Here is a 19941-nt window from a genome sequence, read left to right on the forward strand (position 1 = left end):
GATCAAATCAAGGGCTCAGTGGAAAAATCAAAAAAATTTGCATTCATGTCACTTTTTCTAACATGAGGGGTTGACACGCAAAAAAAGAATTGGTATAGTTTCCATAAAGTTACGCAGCATCATTGAAACGGAGGGGAGCCAAGTTATGCGGGAAAAAGAATTGCGGCGCTCAATGTCAGTCTTTCCTATCGGAACAGTCATGAAATTGACCGATCTCACCGCCCGTCAAATTCGTTATTACGAAGAACAAGAATTGATCCACCCGGAACGCAGCGATGGCAATCGACGCATGTATTCGCTGAATGATATTGATACCTTGCTAGAGATTAAAGACTATCTTTCCGATGGACTGAACATGGCTGGGATCAAACGAGTTTATGAAATGAAAGTTGCCAAAGAAAAAGAAGCGAAGAACAAACCGCCGCTGACCGATGAAGATGTTCGTCGAATTTTTTATGATGAACTCTTGGCTCAAGGTGGATTGAATCAACAACAGCCATACCAGCAAAAAGGTCCACGAATGTAGAGCACTTGTAGATCATTGCTGTGATATAAAATAAGAATTGGGAAAAAGGAAGGGATACTATGCCAAAATTTGAAAGAACTGCCGAAGACATCAAACAAATCGTAAAGGATGAGAACGTGCGCTTTTTACGCTTGATGTTTACTGATATTTTAGGAACAAACAAGAACGTTGAAGTACCTGTAAGTCAATTAGATAAAGTACTGGAAAACAAAATGATGTTTGACGGTTCTTCTATTGAAGGATTTGTCCGTATTGAAGAAAGTGACATGTATCTGTATCCTGATTTGTCCACCTGGATGATCTTCCCTTGGGAAAGTGAACATGGCAAAGTGGCTCGTTTGATCTGTGATATCTACAATCCAGATGGCACCCCATTTGCAGGCGACCCTCGCGGCAACTTAAAACGGGCATTAGCTGACATGCAATCCCTTGGTTTTACTTCTTTCAATCTTGGACCAGAACCCGAATTTTTCCTATTCAAATTAGATGAAGCAGGCGAAATCACAACTGAATTAAACGACAAAGGCGGCTATTTCGATTTTGCCCCAACCGATCTAGGGGAAAACTGCCGTCGCGATATCGTATTAGAATTAGAAAGCCTTGGCTTTGAAGTTGAAGCGTCTCACCATGAGGTGGCACCAGGGCAACACGAGATCGACTTTAAATATGCGGATGCAGTGGAAGCATGTGACAACATCCAAACCTTCAAGCTTGTCGTGAAAACTATTGCTCGTAAACACGGCTTGCATGCGACCTTTATGCCAAAACCATTATTTGGCATCAACGGTTCAGGCATGCACTGCAACATGTCCTTGTTCAAAGGTGATGAAAATGTCTTCTTTGATGAAGAAGGACCAATGCAATTAAGCCAAACAGCGTATCACTTCTTAGGCGGTTTGATCGAACACGCCCGTGCTTACACAGCTGTCTGCAACCCAACCGTCAACTCTTACAAACGCTTAGTGCCAGGTTATGAAGCGCCTGTATACGTGGCATGGTCAGGACGCAACCGTTCACCATTGATTCGGGTACCAGAATCAAGAGGCTTGTCAACACGTTTGGAATTGCGTTCAGTTGACCCATCCGCTAACCCATACTTAGCAATGGCTGTTTTATTACAAGCAGGACTTGATGGCGTTAGACGTGAGTTGACACCACCACCAGCTGTCGACCGCAACATCTACATCATGAACGAAACAGAACGTGCAGAAGCACAAATCGAAGATCTGCCATCAACGATTCACAATGCCATCAAAGCATTGCGCAAAGACCAAGTGATGATCGATGCCTTAGGCAAACACATCTATGCCAACTTTGTCGAAGCAAAACGATTAGAATGGGCAGCCTTCCGCCAAACAGTCTCCGAGTGGGAAAGAGAACAATACTTGGAACTCTATTAAAATCGCAAAAAAAGCCGCTAGAGATAAACAATCTAGCGGTTTTTTTATGATGAAACTAGCGTTTATCCTACTGACTCTGGTTTTATTTATTTCCGATCGTCAATAGCTACTTGATCAAAATTTGAGAAAAAACCCATTGCGAAGCTAGAGCGGTTCTGTCTATAAGAAGCGTAACTCCTGACCATTGGGAAAAATCAAAAAAATACCAGTCGGGCGAGGACTGGTAAGAGGAAGAAAAATAGTTTTGGTATAAAGCTAGCATAGTCGGTCAAAGTAAAATGAACCTTAAAAAGTAGAAAGTTTCTTGTAAGAAGTCCTTATTCGTCAAAGGTTTCCAGCTCAGACAGTATTTTTGCTGGGACTTCTGATTGAGGGACTTCATTGGGACCCGAGATGACACGGGTTTTACTGATCTCTGCTTTGACTAAGGTATTTGGTGCGAATGGCTTCACATTTTCACCAGAAAGATCATAGGTCATGAGTTCTTTCTCGCCGTTTTTCTTAACAAACTCAAACGTGTACTTATACGTAAAGGAACCATCGATTTTTTCACCGGAATCGCTGTACGTTTGGGTCTTTGCTGGGACTTTGTTGGGCGTGATGGCATAGGCCGTTATCCCTTGATAAGTTGTTGTATAGTACGTGTAGCCAAAGTAGCCACCTACTGCTAAAATCAAAACGCCAAGCGTTAAAAGTAGTTTTTTCATGGGTGTCATTCCTTTCCATTACTAGCATCACTATAGCATGTGGCCACTAAAAGCACTCATCGAAAGGGATAACAATATTGTAAGTTTAGCATTTTTGAATAAAAATCCTGTAACTTTCTGTTTAACAATTGTGATAATGAAAAATATTTCTGAAACCTTCCTGCAATATTGTAATGTTATTCTCTTACTTGTGCCCGATCGCGGGACAAATAATCAAAAGAGAGGTTTTTTCATTTGAAAAAATTTGCATTTACAGTTGTTGCAGGATTTGGTTTATTCGTTGGCGGAACAGTTGTGTCAGCAGCAGAACAAACCCATGTTGTCGAACCAGGAGACACTCTATCTGGGATCGCTGCTACTTATCAAACAACGGTCGAAGACCTTTTAGCTTTAAATGATTCGATCGAAAATCCAAATATGATTTTTGATGGCGAAACATTGTTGGTTTCTAACGATGGCCAATCAGTAGAAAACAAAGAAACAAGTACGAAAGAAAGCACAGAAAAAAGTGAGTCTACAGCGACTGCTAACGTGAGTCAAACTCGTTCAAGCGTTCCTGGTGCTGGTTCTGGTGTCTTGAATCCAGTGGATGGGATCAACTATTTCAATGGTGTGAGAGAATCGTACTACTCACAAAAAGTCTTGCCAGGAGGCGGATTGAATATCCCTGGTCGCCATGTAGCATCAGACGGAACCATCCGTGATGCCGATGGGTACATCGTTGTTGCCAGTGATAATCAACCGAAAGGATCGACTGGTCAATCATCTTTAGGTGCCTATAAAGTCTATGACACAGGTGTCGGTCATAGCGGTATTGATGTTTATACGAATTGGTAAGCAAGTAGAATACGAGTAGAGACGAGCGCATTTTAGAGCTCGTCTTTTTTTGATTGGCGAGAAAAAATCGTCATCTGGTCTAGACTAATTATTGTAATCAAACACAACCTGTGGTATTATTGGACTATACCAAATAGAAACGGAGCGCTGATCATGGAAATTATTCGCGTTAAAGATGCTGCTCAAGGCGGAAAGAAAGCTTTTGAATTGATTCAAGAAGGTATGGCAAATGGCGCCAAGGTCCTAGGCTTAGCAACAGGAAGCACGCCAGAAACCCTTTATGCAGAAATGACTGCCAGTGAAGTTGATTTTTCAGAAATGACTTCAGTCAACTTAGATGAATATGTTGGATTAGGCGGCGAAGACGAACAAAGCTATCGTTACTTCATGAATGCACATTTATTCAACAAAAAACCATTCAAAGAAACCTTCGTACCAAACGGCAAAGCGGAAGATTTAGAAGCGGAATGTCAACGCTACGATGGCGTGATTGCGGATCACCCAGTTGATATCCAAATCTTGGGTATTGGTCAAAACGGACATATCGGCTTCAACGAACCTGGTGCATCCTTTGAAGGAACGACCTCAGTCGTTGATTTGACTGAATCAACCATCAATGCCAACAAACGCTATTTTGATAAAGTCGAAGACGTCCCAACGACGGCAATTTCCATGGGGATCGGTTCAATCATGCAAAGCAAAAAGATCATTTTGATGGCATTTGGCGAAGTCAAAGCGGATGCGATCCAAAAAATGATCGAAGGACCCGTAACCAACGAATTACCAGCTTCAGTTTTACAAAAGCATGATGACGTGATCGTGATCATCGATGAGGCTGCTGCCAGCAACCTGTAAAACAAAATCAGCCCTTTTCAGAAATAAGTCAGAAGGAAAACGCGCCATCCTTGCAGCTTCCCCCTGCGCTTGTGCAGTAATGCCAGCGCAGCTGCGAGCGATGGTTCGGATCTATCTTGCTTATTTCTGAGGAGGCTTTTTTTATTTGGCCGCTCTAGCGATGTTTTTTCCTTTTTTCCATCAGAGATGCTATAGTTAAAAGAGAGAATACGAAGAAAAGAGGGATGCAAATGGTTGATATGCATTTATCCATTCCTGAAGTAGCGCTGAGATTGCTGCTGGCAATGATCATGGGAGGAGCGATTGGGTACGAGCGGCAATACAAAAGCCGACCAGCTGGTCTTAGAACCCATATCTTGGTTTGTATGGGGGCTTGTGTCATTGCCTTGATCCAAGTGGAGATCGCCACAGGTGCCATGCGAGATGCGCTGAATCATCCAGATTTAGCAGGCGTGATTCGCTCAGACGAAGCACGATTGATCGCACAAGTCGTCAGCGGGGTCGGTTTTCTAGGCGCCGGAACGATCATTGTGACGAAGCGCTCGGTGACGGGGTTGACGACGGCTGCTTCCTTATGGGCGATCGCCGGTTTAGGAATTGCCATCGGGATGGGCTTTTACACCATCGCATTAAGCAGTTTTATCGGGATCTTCTTTGCATTGACGATCGTTAAGCGGATCGTCCGCGTACCAACAGCAAAAAAATTAGAGATCCAGTACATCCATCGCACCGAGACCAAAGAGTTTTTGACGGAGTACTTCCAAAAGAAAAATATCGTGATCGAAGATGTCAATTTTGATGTCAAATTCATGGAAGACTATCGCATTTATACCAACATTTATACGATTGATCTCCCGCGAGGGCTAGGCTTTTCTGAAGTGATCGAAGAATTGTCTGTCTACAAAAATGTCACGAAGATCCGCTTGGTGGATATTGCTTAAAAGCAACAAAAAAGCGAGATTGAAACGTAACGCAAACAGGTATCGTTTGCTTCGTTCCAATCTCGCTTTTTTGTTCTGTTTTAGAAACGTGGATCGATCCAGTTTTTTGCCATAGCGCGACTAGCATCCCAGGAATCCCAGCCATACCAAGCAGGCTCATTGATCGTATCGATGGATAACTTATAGGTCCAGTACATATGTCCGGCTCCTTGGTTCCAAGCTGTGATTGAAGCACGCCACAAAGTTTGATAAACTTCTTCTAATTCACTTTTTGTCAAACTACGGTTACTGCTGAATTCTTCTTGTATTGGATTGATGCCGCCTTTGGTATCTGTACCAACAGCATAGGAGTTGAACAAGGACCACTCTCCAACAAAAACCTCGACATATTGTGCAACCGTGGCGATCTCTTTGGCTAAGCCATCAATGAAAGACACGTAGGCTTCCAAGGATTGCTCTGTGCCGGCCATTTCTGCCATCATAACGTATTGGTGCGTATCTAACATGACATTGTGAAAATCGTTTTGGGCGAAAAACTCTTTCCAAGCATGCAATTGGAAGCCGTCATGAAAGACGATCACTTTGTCATTGCTTAAATAGTTGCGCATTCTTCGATAGGCATCTTGATAAAAAGTTTTCAAAAAGTCTAAAGAGATTGGTGCGCTACCTTTTACTAACGCAAGATCACGAGGTGGAAAACGATCCATGGGATTCATGCTGTGCCATACTTCACCATCTGTGATCGGTTCGTTTAATACTTCAATGCCCCACAATGCTTCGTGATCTGCATATCTTTGCGCCAAACGTTCCAAGACCGTTAATTCGAATGCCACTTCTTCGGGCATTTGTGCCCATCTGACTACACCCGAGAGACCACCATTGTCAAAACCATTTTGGCTGAAGGGTGCGGTATGAAGATCGATCAAGATTTTTAGGTCATAAGCCTTCGCCCAAGCGAAGGCTTTATCCAAATAGTCGATACAGCCAATAAAGGGGGCACGATCACCAAAAATAAAATAAGGGACAGGTATTCGAACGGTATTGAAGCCAGCTGCTGAAATGCGCAAGAAATCAGCTTCAGTGATGAATGTTTCACGATGAATCAACAACCGTGCTTGGTATTCAGCTTCTGGTAGATCATAGGCTAAATAATACTCGTCATCGGCAGGTGTTCCTTGAAAGAGACTAGGTGCCATCCATTTTTCTAATACAAGCCAACCGCCTAGGTTGACGCCTCTAAGTTTTTGTTCCATCTTATAGTTCCTCCTTACTAATAGGTGTGGTCGTTTTGTTGAAAGCGAGAAATAGAAAAATCAGAGCAATGATAGCCATGATTCCGGCAGCGATTCTGACTTGCATGACTGCCGTTGTCATGCCAAGTAGTTGACTGATAAAGTTTATGACATAGGGGGAGGAAAAAGCACCAAGATTACAAGCGACCATTGCCAAAGAAACAACTAAGTTATTGGCTTCTGGATCTACATCGCTAAGAATGACACTGTATACATAAGGAACGACAAGATTGGCAAGATAAACCACTAATAGACCAATGAAAAAGACGGTCATCGTAGGTGCAAAGGTTATCGTGAAAAAACCAACCATTGCGAAACTGATGACGACAACTGGCGTAAAGCGCTTTAATAATTTGGTGATTTGACCAAATGCTAATGCGACCAAGCTGCTAAAAATACCGGCGATCGCTAATGCGGTGGAAAGAAATCCTTGATTCGTCAGCGCCATTTCATGAATCAGTAATGCAGAAGAAGTAATGACGACCATCAAACTAATGAAGAATAAAAAGAGAGTCAAAATACCTAAAGTTACGCTTAATGGCAGCTTTCTTCTTTTTGTAGCGGTGGTTGATGGCTGCGTTGTTTCTACTGGCTTTTCATTGACGTTGCGGTAACCGAAAAGAAAAAGAAAGAGAATCGGTAAGATGACCAAGTACACTAAGAATGAAGCTTGCCACGAGATCGCTAACAGTAGGCCCGCAGCGAACGTCGCTAGGCTATTCCCTAAAGTCATCACGGCTGATTGAATACCTAATAAATTTTTTTGCTCGGCACCTGTAAAGTTGTCGCCGATCAAGGAGACGGTCATTGAGTTAAAGAGTCCCAGACCTGCGCCAAACAAAATACGGGCAAATAAAATCAAGCCAAAGTTCATTGTAAATGCCGGTAAGATGCCACCGACTAAAGCGATCATCAAGCCTAAACAGACCGTTCGCTTTTTGCCAAGTGCTTTGATAAACCATGAACTTAGCAGAATGAAAATCAAGATTGCCATTGAGGGCAGTGTCAAAATAGATTGGACTTGTGCGGTGGTTCGGTCAGAAAAATCGTTCATAATAAAAGGTACGGCTGCTGCTACTGCACCAGCAGCTTGTACGACCAATGAAAGACTCAAAATTCCGATTTTTAACGGCAACCGACTTTTGATTGACATTGAATTTTCTGAAATCATACATATTCCCCTTAATGTAGTGCAAAGCAAGTGTGCTGAGAATACCCACTCATCTTGCTCTTTTGCAACTAACTGTTTTTATTCCTGCAAACGATTTCTTGGTATTAATCATAAAGAATGCAGACAGGACTTGAAATATCAAAAAAAAGGGAAAATTTACCATTTTTCATTTATTATGCGAAAAAAAAGCTTTTTTTGCATCCTCAGAGGAAGAAGTAGCAGTCGCTTTTCTCGAATCATTATTTGTCGATTACTTATTTTGCTGCTTCTAACTGGAGCTTACGGTATTTATTCGGCGATATGTTTGCCCATTTTTTGAATTGTCTCGTAAAGTGGGCGGCATTTTGATAGCCAATGATCTCAGCGATTTCGGCGATGGTCAATTTGGGTTGATGGAGATAGAATTTTGCCTGGTTGAAACGTAATTGATCTAAGTACTGTTTTGGACTACTAGCATAAACTTTTTTGAAAACCGTCAGCATCGTACTATTACTAATGTTCAATGAATTGGCTGTATAACTCATGGAAAGCAAGGCTTTGTTTTCTTCCGTTGGGCTTTGTGTGTACGTACGAAAATTTTGTTGGATCGCTTCAGCGATCGCTTTTGCTAAAACAAGGGAAGTGTTATCTGTATGCGCTAACTGATTTTTTTCATCTTCGATATAGTCTAGTAAGGCACGCATCAGTTCTAACAGTAAGATCTCAATGGCGATTTTTTCTTTCATTCCAAAGTATCCGCTTGCCAAAAACGCAATGTATTGCTGAAGGATCGCAACGATCGCTTGGTAGGCGGGATTCGTCTTTTTTAATAGTAAAGGACAATACATCAACAACTGTTGCTGAATCTCAGGATCATCAAGATCGAAATGCATACAAAAATACTCTAAACCTTCTGCTACGAGACAAGTATTTTCATGAGCGGTACCAGGCGGTATCAGGATCACATCATTTGCCACAAAATCAAACTGCCTGCCTTCAAAAATTGTTCGCTGCTCTCCATCAATGATCATCATGATCTCAAAAGCAAAGTGGGTCTCTTGTGGTGCACACCATCCTTGGGAAACACGTTGCTTGTGTCCACCAAAGGTTTTTAAATTGATATCGATATCGGGTAATTTGACCAGCTGTTCTAGCCATTTAGGTGTTGGGTTCATTCAGAACGACCTCCTTAAAAATGAAAAATGGTAAGTATTGGCTTTTTTTTGATATTCATTCTACCCTAAAAGTTTCGTAAGATAAATGTAGCAACCAAATAAAACGGTTTCAATTTATCGCATTCGCCTGCAAACGATGATAAAAAAACTGTCGTTTGGTTGCAAAACGAATAAAAAGTTAAGAATAGGAAGGAAGCTTATGACAATCATCAAAAATCCAGTTATTCCTGGAATGGCGCCTGATCCCTCTATCATTTGTGTGGATGAGCGTTATTATATCGCAACTTCAACCTTCCATTGGACACCTGCGATTCAACTTTTCGAATCAAAGGATCTTGCGAATTGGCAACTTGTTGGCTATGCCTTGAACAATGAAGAAGTGAATTTACGTGGAACCAATACACCAGCTGGTATTTGGGCACCGCATTTATCTTATGATCCACAAACAAAACGATTTTGGCTGGCGTATTCACATATGGTCAACATGGCAGGACGTGAATTTAATGCTGATTCCTATGCCATTTGGGCGACTGACATCCGAGGACCATGGTCAGAACCGATTTATTTTACCTCAATTGGCTTTGATCCAGCGCTGTTTCATGACGAGAATGGGCGGCATTATTTAACGATTTTGGAATGGGAAACAAGAGAAGGTTATCAAGCGCCGGGACATATTGTTCTTGCAGAGATCGACTTGCCTTCAGGTAAATTACTGTCCCCTTGGCATCGCGTAACGCAAGGGTTCACCACCAGAGGGTGTGCGGAAGCACCCCAAATCTACAAGCATCAAGGGGCGTACTTTTTATTGCTGGCATCTGGAGGCACGGGCTATGCTCATGGTGTGGAAGTCGGTCGCGCAGAAACTATTTTTGGCCCTTATGAAGCGCATCCTTCAGGCGAACCGATCCTTACTTCTTCTCCAAGGCATCTGTTTTCTTTGGGGGACCCTGATGCTGGGCATTTTGAAATGGTCAATCCTCATTCAGTGATGCAAAAAGCAGGACATGGTTCGCTCGTCCATACCCATACTGATGAATGGTTCATGGCTCATTTAATGGCAAGACCCTTAGAGGGGCAGCTGTTGAATCCTCTTGGAAGAGAAGCTTCTATTCAAAGGATGCACTGGACCGAGGACAATTGGTTGGAATTGGAAGATGGAAGCAATTTGGCAAAAATGACTTTTAAAGGATTAGCTGGTGTTCCAATTGACAATGAACCAAACACTGATTTATTTGATTCATTTCAAGAGCCGCAGTATCTGTTAGAATTTATGACACCGTATCGCCAACAGCATCAGTCATGGGTCAGTACGCAAAAGCGGCAGGGGTTCTTACGGATCTATGGGGGCAATTCCTTGTTTTCACAGATGAATCCTGCCATCATGGCAACACGAGCAACCTCTTTTACCTATGAGGTGGAGACCTTGTTGGAGTTTCAACCGAACCATTATTCACAAACAGCAGGACTTGGGCTTTATTATGATTCAAACAATTGGTTATATGCTCATGTTACCTATTCAGAAGAAAAGCGATGTCCTTATTTGACTCTCTTACAAGCAAAATTAGGACAAAGGATCGAATATGTAAATACGCGCGTCGTCGTTCCCGAAGGAAATATTCAGCTGAAAATTGGATACGATCACGGGATCGCAAACGTCTACTATCGATTAGAGGAACAAGAGACTTGGCAAGTTTTGCTCCAAGATCTGTCAGTGGCTTACTTATCTGATGAAGGAGTCAATGGAATGCCTGGAGAAATAGGTGGCTTCACAGGATTGTTTAATTTTATTGGTGCCGTGGATGCACACCAACATCAATCCTATGCTGATTTTGCTTATTATAAAGTGATGAATCATTCGCCTGCATCTTAAGCAGGCTCCTTATGGAGTGAGCACCCGTATCATTCTTTCACTAAACAAATAAAAACCTTCAAGAGAAACACAAATGTGTAGCTCTCGAAGGTTTTTTGTATGAAGGAACTGTCATCGCAGTGGATTGCCTGATTACTTGAAAAAATAGGCAGTTAGCAAGACCGATACAATAACGATCACTATTGAAGTCAGCAAATTGACCCCTTCATTCGTTACAAAGGAAAGACCGCCGACTTGCTTGGTGGCAACGTCGTGATGGACTTTTTTTTCGGTGTATTGGTGACAGACAGGGCATTGATAGCGCACCTGAATCGTTGCGCCCAGTATGCTGTCCAAGAGACTACCGCCAAAGCCTAAGGCAGTCAAGGTCAACCAGAGATCAAAGGAGAACGGCTTGCCGTTCAACCATAAGGCTGTTGCGAATAAACCAGTGATGGAGAGAGTCCCTGCTAGGGAAGCGGCAGTTCCCAACCAACTGACACCACCGGAAAGTCCTGGTGGTAATTTTTTTCCCGTTAGTAAGTGACGCGGTGGACTTGGACTCAGCACGCCGATTTCTGAGCCCCAAGTGTCAGCCGTACAGCTAGCGATTCCCGCCACAAATCCCCAAAGGAATAGCGGTTCTTTCGTCCAAAAGGCAAGCAGTAGAGCAAAGATGCTTGGTGCGATGTTCGCAAAGACTTGTTTTGCATCACGGCGAGCACCTTTGGCAAGCACAGCTAACTCTGGCTGGCTGCGCATTTTCTTTAAAAGACCAATGATGCCAGAGCTGGCAAAGAAAAAGCCAATCAAAAAGATGCTGTACCACGGACCAAAGCCAATGACCAGTGTGCCGCAAAGAATCGCAGCCAGTGCGCCAGAAACAGTCAGCCACTGAAAGACGAATGCTGCCGCTGCAACGAATATGCTGGCAAACAATCCCAGCATGAATTGATAAAAGAAAACCATTTGAACACTCCTTTGCGTATAGTGTAGCATAGGTCTCATTTATTTTACCGCAGTTAACAAAAAAATAGTCAGCCTGATAGCTTTTTACTCGTCAAATGAGAGCGTTTCATTTAAGCTAAGGGAGAGAGGTGATCCAATGAAAATCATTATCATAGGCGGGTCCTTTGGGGGTGTCAGCTGCGCCCGTGAAGCACGCCGATTATACCCTGACGCAGAGATTTTATTGATAGAAAAAAAAGCCCATCTTGGGTTTGTTCCAAGCGGTTTGTTATTGCTGATCGAAGGCAGGATCGCATCGCTGGAAGAAGCATTCTTTTGTACGAAGGAGCAGCTGGAGGCAGAAACGATTGACGTTGCCTTAGAAGAAACGCTTCTGGAGATTTTTCCTTCGGATCATCGGATTCGAACGGATAAGCGAGAACTTAGTTATGATCGACTCGTCTTGGCAGCAGGCTCCAGTCAAGATTCCACTGTTTTGCCACAACCAGAAGAAGCACTACTGACCTACAAGGAATATGAGGCAGCCAAGCATTTCTTGCAGCAATTGCCCCAAGCAGAGTCGATTACCATCGTAGGTGCTGGTCAAGCGGGGATGGAAGCGGCGAATACCTTGACTGCGATCGGAAAAAAAGTCAGTGTGATCGAATCAATGTCATATCCTTTATTCAAGTACTTTGATCACGATTTTTTGCAGCCCTTTTTAACGGAGATCGAAAAAATCCCCAACTTGCAGCTGCATTGGTCCAAGCCAACTTTGGCAGTCGTTAAAACGGAAACAGGCTTTCGGATCGAAACCGCCGATCAAGGCTATGAAAGCGATCTGGTATTGACGACAGTCAACGTTCATCCTCGCTTGCCAGAGGCATTTGCGGTCTTTGAATTACACAGTGATCAAACCATCTGGACAGATGCCCACTTGGAAACTTCTGCCACGGATATTTTTGCGGTCGGCGATTTGATCCAAATTCCAAATGCTATTACGAAAGATACGGTCTATATGCCCTTAGTCAACAATGCTGTTCGCTCAGGGATCGCAGCAGCTCGCAATCTGGCAAGCAAAACCATCCCGTTTCGTGGCGGATTGCGGACAGTCGGTACGCAACTGTTTGGGTGGTACTTAGCAAGCACCGGCTTGACCGAGTCGGATCGGTTTTTCTTCGAATCTCCGATCGTCTGTCATACGTTTACTGCCGCCAGTTCCTTGTTTGATCCAATACAGGTTCATGGAAAAGTGATGATCGAACAAGCCAGCGGCCGAATCGTTGGTGCGCAGCTTTTATCAAAAGCCAATATTTTGGAAAAAATCAATTTACTAGCGTTTGCGATCGAGCAGCAGGCAACGATGGAGGAGTTGACCCAAAAAGACTTTTTCTTCCATCCACGGTTCACTAATGTAATCGACGAAACTTTTCTATGGTCGGGAAGTGATGCCGATGAGACTTGATCAGTTATTAGAAAAAAAAGAAGCAAAGCAATTGCAGCTGCTCAAAAAGCTTTTACTGGTGGGCGGAAAAATGGAGCTGCACGAGCTGGCGAGCTATCTTGGCATCAGTAAGCCTTCCTTGGAAAAATATGTGGAGGAGTTGCAAGATGAGCTGGCTCACTACCAAGAGCAGTGTCAGTTGTATTATCGAAAAGGTGTCCTGGTTTTTGAAATGAGTCCCACTTTTTCCCTTAATCAAATCGAATGGGCGTTTTATCGTTCAGCATTGAAATTTCAAATCCTCGAGCATCTTTTGCAGCATCAAGAGGTGACCACTGTCCAGCTGGCACAAAAATTAGCGGTCAGCGAGTCATCCTTGTTTCGCAAAATCAAAGAGCTAAATGGCTTGCTAGCAGAATTCGAGTTAGAGATCTGGCAAGGAAAGCTGATTGGGGAAGAAACGCAAATTCGTTATTTCTATTTTGAACTCTTTTGGTATGTCCATTCTTTCGACAGTCAGCCGCTGCCGATCGATGAAAAATACGTCGGTCTGATCACACGAGGTCTGAACATGACCTTCACGAAAGAAGCCCAACAGCGCTTGTCCCTATGGCTGAGGATCATGAAGGCGCGACTGAAAATTGCTACTCAATCCTTTCAAGTCTTACGGGAGAAAATGGTACCCTACACGAAAGATCCTTTGTTTCAGCAATTACGGGAGTTGGTATTTCGTGGGTTTGGCCATTATGCATTAGAAGTCAGAGAAGAGGAGGCGATGCTGCACTTTGTCTTTTTACTGTCGTTCTCGGTGTTATCCGAACACGATCTGCAAGTGTATATGCTGCAGCGTTCTCGGTTTACGCCAACTGCCTTGACGGATACCTTGATTTTGGAACATATTTTGCATCTCTACCGCCCATCGTTTGTTCCCCGTGAAATCGAAGCCACTTGTTATGGTCACCTGCTGCAGATCCACAGCCGCGTGTATTTTTTCAAAGGGGATGTGGAGGTTTTTGATCGAGAAAATATTTGGCAGTTAGAAGCGCAGCTATCCAGTCGTAACATCCAGCAAATCAGTCACGAACTATTGGATAAGGCTTTAGCAGAGCTTGATATCAAGCCATCTGATAAAAATAGTTTGTTGATGATGACGATGGTCAAATACTTGAGTGTGATCACGATCATCGATTATCAAATCAATCGGGAGTTTCGCGTCGGGATCGCTTTGAAAATGGATGAACTGTTTAAAGAAGCCCTCTACTACATGTGGCTGCTGTATCTCAAAAATTTGAATGGCGTAGTCGTAGAACGCTATCGCCCAGAACAAGAATATGACTTGATCTTGGCAAATTATGCTATCGAGACGAAAACACCGACTTATCGAATCAGTGAACTAGGTACCGCTTATGATCGGGAAACGATCAAAAAAATGATCCGCGAACGCTTTCAATAGTGGATTTCGTCAATTTCTTAGAAATTTGAAAAAAAATTGACGAACCACATAGCGAAAGTTCAGCTAAAATAAAAGCAAGTCAGAAAGCGCTAACAAGAAAAGCGTATAAAAAACTAAAGGGAGCGAATCAAATGGCAGAAAAAAATTATGTAATGGCGATCGACCAAGGAACCACTAGTTCAAGAGCAATTATTTTTGATCGTAATGGGAAAAAAATCGGTAGTTCACAAAAAGAGTTTCCGCAATACTTTCCAAAATCGGGTTGGGTAGAACACAACGCCAACGAAATTTGGAACTCTGTCCAATCAGTCATCGCAGGGGCATTTATTGAATCAGGTATCCGACCAGAAGCAATCGCCGGCATCGGGATCACCAACCAGCGTGAAACGACAGTGGTTTGGGACAAAACGACAGGCCAGCCGATCGCAAATGCAATCGTTTGGCAATCCCGCCAATCTTCACCGATCGCTGACCAATTAAAAGCAGATGGCCATACAGAGATGATCCATGAAAAAACTGGGTTAGTCATTGATGCGTATTTCTCAGCGACCAAGGTGCGCTGGCTTTTAGACAATATCGAAGGGGCACAAGAAAAGGCGGATAATGGCGAGCTACTTTTCGGAACGATCGATTCATGGCTTGTGTGGAAACTGACAGATGGACAAGTCCATGTCACCGACTACTCCAATGCTAGTCGGACGATGCTTTACAATATCCATAAATTAGAATGGGATCAAGAAATCTTGGATCTTTTGAACATTCCAAGCTCGATGTTGCCAGAAGTCAAAAGCAACTCAGAAGTCTATGGTCACACCCGCAGCTACCATTTTTACGGCAGTGAAGTACCAATCGCTGGAATGGCTGGGGACCAACAAGCCGCCCTCTTTGGACAAATGGCCTTTGAAAAAGGCATGATCAAAAATACTTACGGCACTGGGGCTTTTATCGTCATGAATACGGGTGAAGAACCACAATTGTCTGACAATGACCTTCTGACGACCATCGGGTATGGCATCAACGGCAAAGTCTATTATGCCTTAGAAGGGAGTATCTTCGTTGCTGGATCAGCGATCCAATGGCTGCGGGACGGTCTACGAATGATCGAGTCTTCTCCGCAATCAGAAGAAATAGCTGCCAAAGCAAAAGGCGATAATGAAGTGTATGTGGTGCCTGCCTTTACTGGATTGGGCGCACCTTATTGGGATTCAGATGCAAGAGGAGCCGTCTTTGGCTTGACTCGTGGGACGACGAAGGAAGATTTTGTTCGGGCAACATTGCAAGCTGTTGCGTATCAATCAAAAGATGTCATCGACACGATGAAAAAAGATTCTGGCATCGATATCCCATTGCTGAAAGTCGATGGCGGTGCAGCCAAAAACGATTTATTGATGCAGTTCCAAGCGGACATTTTAGACATTGACGTGCAACGAGCTGCGAATCTGGAAACAACCGCATTAGGTGCAGCTTACTTGGCAGGGCTAGCGGTTGGCTTCTGGAAAGACTTGGATGAATTGAAATCAATGGCAGAAGAAGGGCAAATGTTTACACCAGAAATGCCAGCAGAAGAAAGAGACAATTTGTACGAAGGCTGGAAACAAGCGGTAGCAGCTACTCAGACCTTCAAATTCAAAGCGAAGAAAGAAGGCGAGTAAGCCATGACCTTTTCACATAAAGATCGGAAGCAAACCATTCAAGAAGCGGCAAAGACCACCTATGATGTATTGATCATCGGTGGTGGGATCACTGGCGCGGGGGTTGCTGTTCAAACCGCAGCCGCTGGGATGAAGACGGTGCTTTTGGAAATGCAGGATTTTGCCGAAGGAACGTCTTCGCGGTCCACCAAACTCGTTCATGGCGGTATTCGTTATTTGAAAACCTTTGACGTGGAAGTGGTCGCTGACACCGTGCGGGAGCGCGCGATCGTGCAGCAAATTGCTCCGCATATCCCGAAACCAGATCCGATGCTTTTGCCAATCTATGATGAACCAGGGGCAACCTTCTCCTTGTTTTCTGTCAAAGTGGCGATGGATCTTTATGATCGCTTAGCGAATGTGACAGGCAGTAAATACGAAAATTATCTGCTGACGAAAGAAGAGGTCTTAGAACGCGAACCTCAGCTGCAGGCGGAAAACTTAGTCGGTGGCGGTGTCTATCTTGATTTTCGCAACAACGATGCCCGCTTGGTGATCGAAAACATCAAACGAGCACAAGTCGATGGGGCAGCAATGATCAGTAAAGCCAAAGTCGTCGGCATCTTACATGATGAGCAAGGCATCATCAATGGGGTAGAAGTGGAGGATCAACTGACAAACGAGCGCTTTGAGGTTCACGCCAAAGTCGTGATCAACACGACAGGCCCTTGGTCAGACATCGTTCGTCAATTAGACAAGAATGATGAGTTGCCGCCACAAATGCGTCCGACGAAAGGTGTCCATTTAGTGGTCGATCGGGAAAAACTAAAAGTGCCGCAACCAACCTATTTTGATACTGGGAAAAATGATGGTCGGATGGTTTTCGTGGTACCAAGAGAAAATAAGACCTATTTTGGCACAACCGATACGGATTATACAGGCGATTTCGCCCATCCAACGGTCACGCAAGAAGATGTTGATTATCTATTGACCATCGTGAATGAACGCTTCCCTCACGCTCAGATCACCCTTGATGATATCGAAGCGAGCTGGGCAGGATTGCGTCCGTTGATTGTGAATAATGGCGGGTCTGATTACAATGGCGGCGGTAAAGGCAAACTATCGGATGAAAGCTTTGAGCAGATCGTTGAAAGCGTCAAAGAGTATCTTGAAGATGAGCGGCAGCGACCAGTCGTAGAAAAAGCCGTAAAACAAGCACAAGAACGAGTAGAAGCCAGCAAAGTGGATCCATCGCAAGTTTCTCGCGGCAGCAGTTTGGAACGCTCAAAAGACGGACTATTGACGTTGGCAGGGGGAAAAATCACCGATTATCGCTTGATGGCGGAAGGAGCAGTCAAACGGATCAATGAATTGCTCCAAGAAAGCGGTGCATCCTTCGAGTTAGTGGATTCAACCACGTACCCAGTTTCTGGTGGTGAGCTTGATGCAGCCAATGTAGAGGAAGACTTAGCGAAGCTGGCTGACCAAGCGCAAGCCGCTGGATTCGATGAAGCAGCTGCGACGTATTTGGCTCATCTTTATGGGTCGAATCTTCCCCAAGTGTTGAACTACAAGACGAAGTTTGAGGGCTTAGATGAAAAAGAAAGTACGGCCTTGAACTATTCCTTGCATGAAGAAATGGTTCTGACGCCTGTCGATTATCTATTGCGTCGGACCAACCATATCCTATTTATGCGAGACACCTTAGATGAAGTCAAAGCCGGTGTCGTTGCAGCTATGACCGACTTCTTTGGCTGGAGCGAGGAAGAAAAAGCAGCCCATGTAGCAGAATTGAACCAAGTGATCGCAGAATCAGATTTAACAGCCTTAAAAGGAGGAAAAAAAGATGAATGAAACAACCCAGATCTTTAGTGAATTTCTAGGAACGGCTATTTTGGTTTTGTTAGGGGATGGTGTGTGTGCGGCTGTCAATCTGAAAAAGAGTAAAGCAGAAGCCTCTGGCTGGATCGTGATCGCAATGGGCTGGGCGACAGCGGTAACGATTGCCGTTTACGTTTCAGGGTACATGGGACCTGCTCACTTGAATCCAGCCGTTACATTAGGCATGGCGATGACGGGGAATTTTTCTTGGAGCTTGGCTGTACCGTTTATGCTGGCACAAATTGCTGGTGCGATCGTAGGGGCGATCCTCGTTTGGCTCAACTACTTGCCATTATGGGATGAAACAAAAGACCAAGGCGCGATTTTAGGTACCTTTGCAACAGGGCCTGCAGTTCGTAATTTAGTATCGAATACCATCACTGAAGTGATTGGTACCTTTGTCTTAGTCTTTGGCTTATTGGCTTTTGGTGCCAATACCTTTACGGATGGATTAAATCCCATCGTCGTTGGGATCTTGATCTTAGCGATCGGGCTGTCGCTTGGTGGACCAACAGGCTATGCCATCAATCCGGCACGGGACTTAGGACCACGGATCGCTCACCAAATCTTGCCAATCAAAAACAAAGGGACTTCCGATTGGGGCTATGCGTTAGTACCAATCATCGGTCCAATGATCGGGGCAGCGATCGCAGCTGGTTTGTTTATGATGTTGCCATTATAAACGATGTTATTTTAAGGATGATGCCTATTGGTATCATCCTTTTTTAATCTTTAGCGATTGTCATTGAATTTGCTAAAAAAACATGGTTAAATGAAAAAGCTGAAACAGAACGAAGGAAGGAGCTTTTGCGTGAAAAAAATTCTGCGCTTTTTCATGTGGGTGGCGATGGTCCTGATCGGACTCTTAGCTGCCGTTTTTCTGGCTTTTCAACTCTCCCCACGACCGGGGGCTTTTTTGATCGGTCATCTGTTTAACCAAGAAGTGACCATCAAGGATGAGGCAGCTTATCAAAAAAGTTTGCCGAATGTGACGGTCAAACAGGACTTGACGTATCAATCGGATTATCAACGTAGTACCTTTGATCTATACTATCCCAAAGAGGCACAAGGCCCTGTTCCAGTCATTTTTTGGGTCCATGGGGGCGGCTATGTCGGCGGAGACAAAGAAGGGGTCAAAGAGTTTGCGACCTATGTCGTCGATGAAACCAAAGCCGCTGTGATTTCGATTAATTATGAATGGGCACCAAGTCTGCATTATCCTGGACAGGTCAAACAATTAGCCCAAGCGGTAGACTCGATCAAAGCAGATGCCCAAGCATACCCCATGCTGGATTTCGATCAACTCTTCTTCGGCGGGGATTCTGCAGGAGCCCAAATCGCTGGGCAATATGTGGCGCTGCAAACCAATCCAGCGTATGCGAAGGAAATGTCCTTTGATCAAGACATTCCTGCATCGGCCCTGAAAGGGTTTATTTCCTATTGCGGACCGCTTGATTTGAAGCAGATCGCCGGGACTTCTTCAGATGATCGCTTTATGAAATTCTTTGTCAAAACGGTGGCTTGGTCGTTATTAGGAAAAAAAGAATGGCAAGATAGTCCCCAACTGCAGGAGATCTCACTGGTGGATAAATTGACGGCTGATTTTCCACCAACGTATATCACGGATGGCAATGCCTATTCCTTTGAAGACCAAGGCATTGCCTTTGCCAACCAGCTGCAAGCTCTTGATATTCCCGTGACGAGTCACTTTTACAAAGAGGATTCGGAAACGGTGACCCACGAATACCAATTTGATTATAGCTTGCCCCAAGCGCAGGCCTGTTTGACAGAAACGTTGACCTTTATCAAAGACCAGTTGGCTCACTAAAAAACACCTTGTTTCTCACCCTCA

Annotated in this window: 17 protein-coding genes; 12 read left to right on the forward strand and 5 right to left on the reverse strand. The window is 44.1% G+C overall.

Going from position 1 to position 19941, the window contains the following annotated elements; all coding sequences use genetic code 11:
- Positions 1–145: 145 nt before the first annotated feature.
- Both A5878_RS03385 and glnA read left to right on the forward strand, forming a co-directional pair.
- Complete coding sequence (locus tag A5878_RS03385; RefSeq protein ID WP_005225166.1) at positions 146–526, forward strand: MerR family transcriptional regulator; 381 nt, start codon at positions 146–148, stop codon at positions 524–526.
- A 59-nt stretch (positions 527–585) separates the two neighbouring features.
- Positions 586–1926, forward strand: coding sequence for a type I glutamate--ammonia ligase (glnA, locus tag A5878_RS03390; protein WP_005225167.1), 1341 nt, complete (start codon positions 586–588; stop codon positions 1924–1926).
- Positions 1927–2243: 317 nt separating this feature from the next.
- Here glnA and A5878_RS03395 read toward each other — a convergent pair whose 3' ends face one another.
- Positions 2244–2633: a DUF1093 domain-containing protein gene (locus A5878_RS03395; protein ID WP_086294597.1), complete on the reverse strand. Its 390-nt coding sequence runs from the start codon at positions 2631–2633 to the stop codon at positions 2244–2246.
- A 234-nt stretch (positions 2634–2867) separates the two neighbouring features.
- On the opposite strand from A5878_RS03395, the gene A5878_RS03405 reads away from it, so the two are divergent.
- The 3 genes from A5878_RS03405 to A5878_RS03420 all read left to right on the forward strand — a co-directional run bounded on the left by A5878_RS03405 (position 2868) and on the right by A5878_RS03420 (position 5266).
- Positions 2868–3470 carry a LysM domain-containing protein gene (locus A5878_RS03405; RefSeq protein WP_074536355.1) on the forward strand — a complete coding sequence of 201 codons (603 nt, stop codon included), beginning with the start codon at positions 2868–2870 and terminating at the stop codon, positions 3468–3470.
- A 153-nt stretch (positions 3471–3623) separates the two neighbouring features.
- Entirely contained in the window at positions 3624–4325 is a 702-nt protein-coding gene (nagB, locus tag A5878_RS03410; RefSeq protein ID WP_008377071.1) for a glucosamine-6-phosphate deaminase, read from the forward strand.
- A 230-nt stretch (positions 4326–4555) separates the two neighbouring features.
- Positions 4556–5266: an MgtC/SapB family protein gene (locus A5878_RS03420; protein ID WP_086294598.1), complete on the forward strand. Its 711-nt coding sequence runs from the start codon at positions 4556–4558 to the stop codon at positions 5264–5266.
- A gap of 80 nt (positions 5267–5346) precedes the next feature.
- Here the strand turns inward: A5878_RS03420 and A5878_RS03425 are convergent, their stop codons facing one another.
- The 3 genes from A5878_RS03425 to A5878_RS03435 form a co-directional block, all read right to left on the reverse strand.
- Positions 5347–6519 carry a glycoside hydrolase family 5 protein gene (locus tag A5878_RS03425; protein ID WP_086294599.1) on the reverse strand — a complete coding sequence of 391 codons (1173 nt, stop codon included), beginning with the start codon at positions 6517–6519 and terminating at the stop codon, positions 5347–5349.
- Between the two features lies 1 nt (position 6520).
- Positions 6521–7729 carry an MFS transporter gene (locus tag A5878_RS03430; RefSeq protein ID WP_086294600.1) on the reverse strand — a complete coding sequence of 403 codons (1209 nt, stop codon included), beginning with the start codon at positions 7727–7729 and terminating at the stop codon, positions 6521–6523.
- A 254-nt stretch (positions 7730–7983) separates the two neighbouring features.
- Positions 7984–8883, reverse strand: a complete 900-nt coding sequence (locus tag A5878_RS03435) for an AraC family transcriptional regulator (RefSeq protein ID WP_086294601.1) — start codon at positions 8881–8883, stop codon at positions 7984–7986.
- A gap of 199 nt (positions 8884–9082) precedes the next feature.
- On the opposite strand from A5878_RS03435, the gene A5878_RS03440 reads away from it, so the two are divergent.
- Positions 9083–10753, forward strand: coding sequence for a family 43 glycosylhydrolase (locus tag A5878_RS03440; RefSeq protein ID WP_167823073.1), 1671 nt, complete (start codon positions 9083–9085; stop codon positions 10751–10753).
- 132 nt (positions 10754–10885) lie between these two features.
- Here A5878_RS03440 and A5878_RS03445 read toward each other — a convergent pair whose 3' ends face one another.
- Positions 10886–11701, reverse strand: coding sequence for a DUF92 domain-containing protein (locus A5878_RS03445; protein ID WP_086294603.1), 816 nt, complete (start codon positions 11699–11701; stop codon positions 10886–10888).
- A gap of 136 nt (positions 11702–11837) precedes the next feature.
- On the opposite strand from A5878_RS03445, the gene A5878_RS03450 reads away from it, so the two are divergent.
- The 6 genes from A5878_RS03450 (at position 11838) to A5878_RS03475 (ending at position 19917) form a co-directional block, all read left to right on the forward strand.
- Positions 11838–13145 (forward strand): FAD/NAD(P)-binding oxidoreductase, encoded by a 1308-nt coding sequence (locus A5878_RS03450; protein ID WP_086294604.1) that lies wholly within the window; start codon positions 11838–11840, stop codon positions 13143–13145.
- The gene (locus A5878_RS03455; protein ID WP_015509062.1) at positions 13135–14577 is read left to right on the forward strand and encodes a helix-turn-helix domain-containing protein; all 1443 of its coding nucleotides are present in this window, start codon (positions 13135–13137) and stop codon (positions 14575–14577) included. Before A5878_RS03450 ends, A5878_RS03455 begins: the two co-directional genes overlap by 11 nt.
- A gap of 131 nt (positions 14578–14708) precedes the next feature.
- Positions 14709–16229 (forward strand): glycerol kinase GlpK, encoded by a 1521-nt coding sequence (gene glpK / locus A5878_RS03460; protein WP_005225176.1) that lies wholly within the window; start codon positions 14709–14711, stop codon positions 16227–16229.
- 3 nt (positions 16230–16232) lie between these two features.
- The gene (gene glpO, locus A5878_RS03465) at positions 16233–18062 is read left to right on the forward strand and encodes a type 1 glycerol-3-phosphate oxidase (protein ID WP_086294605.1); all 1830 of its coding nucleotides are present in this window, start codon (positions 16233–16235) and stop codon (positions 18060–18062) included.
- Positions 18055–18771: an MIP/aquaporin family protein gene (locus A5878_RS03470; protein WP_005225178.1), complete on the forward strand. Its 717-nt coding sequence runs from the start codon at positions 18055–18057 to the stop codon at positions 18769–18771. The genes glpO and A5878_RS03470 overlap by 8 nt, the downstream gene beginning before the upstream one ends.
- A gap of 90 nt (positions 18772–18861) precedes the next feature.
- The gene (locus A5878_RS03475; protein ID WP_086294606.1) at positions 18862–19917 is read left to right on the forward strand and encodes an alpha/beta hydrolase; all 1056 of its coding nucleotides are present in this window, start codon (positions 18862–18864) and stop codon (positions 19915–19917) included.
- Positions 19918–19941 lie beyond the last annotated feature (24 nt).

The sequence above is a fragment of the Enterococcus sp. 3G6_DIV0642 genome (assembly GCF_002140635.1).
Classification (GTDB): Bacteria; Bacillota; Bacilli; order Lactobacillales; family Enterococcaceae; genus Enterococcus_D; species Enterococcus_D casseliflavus.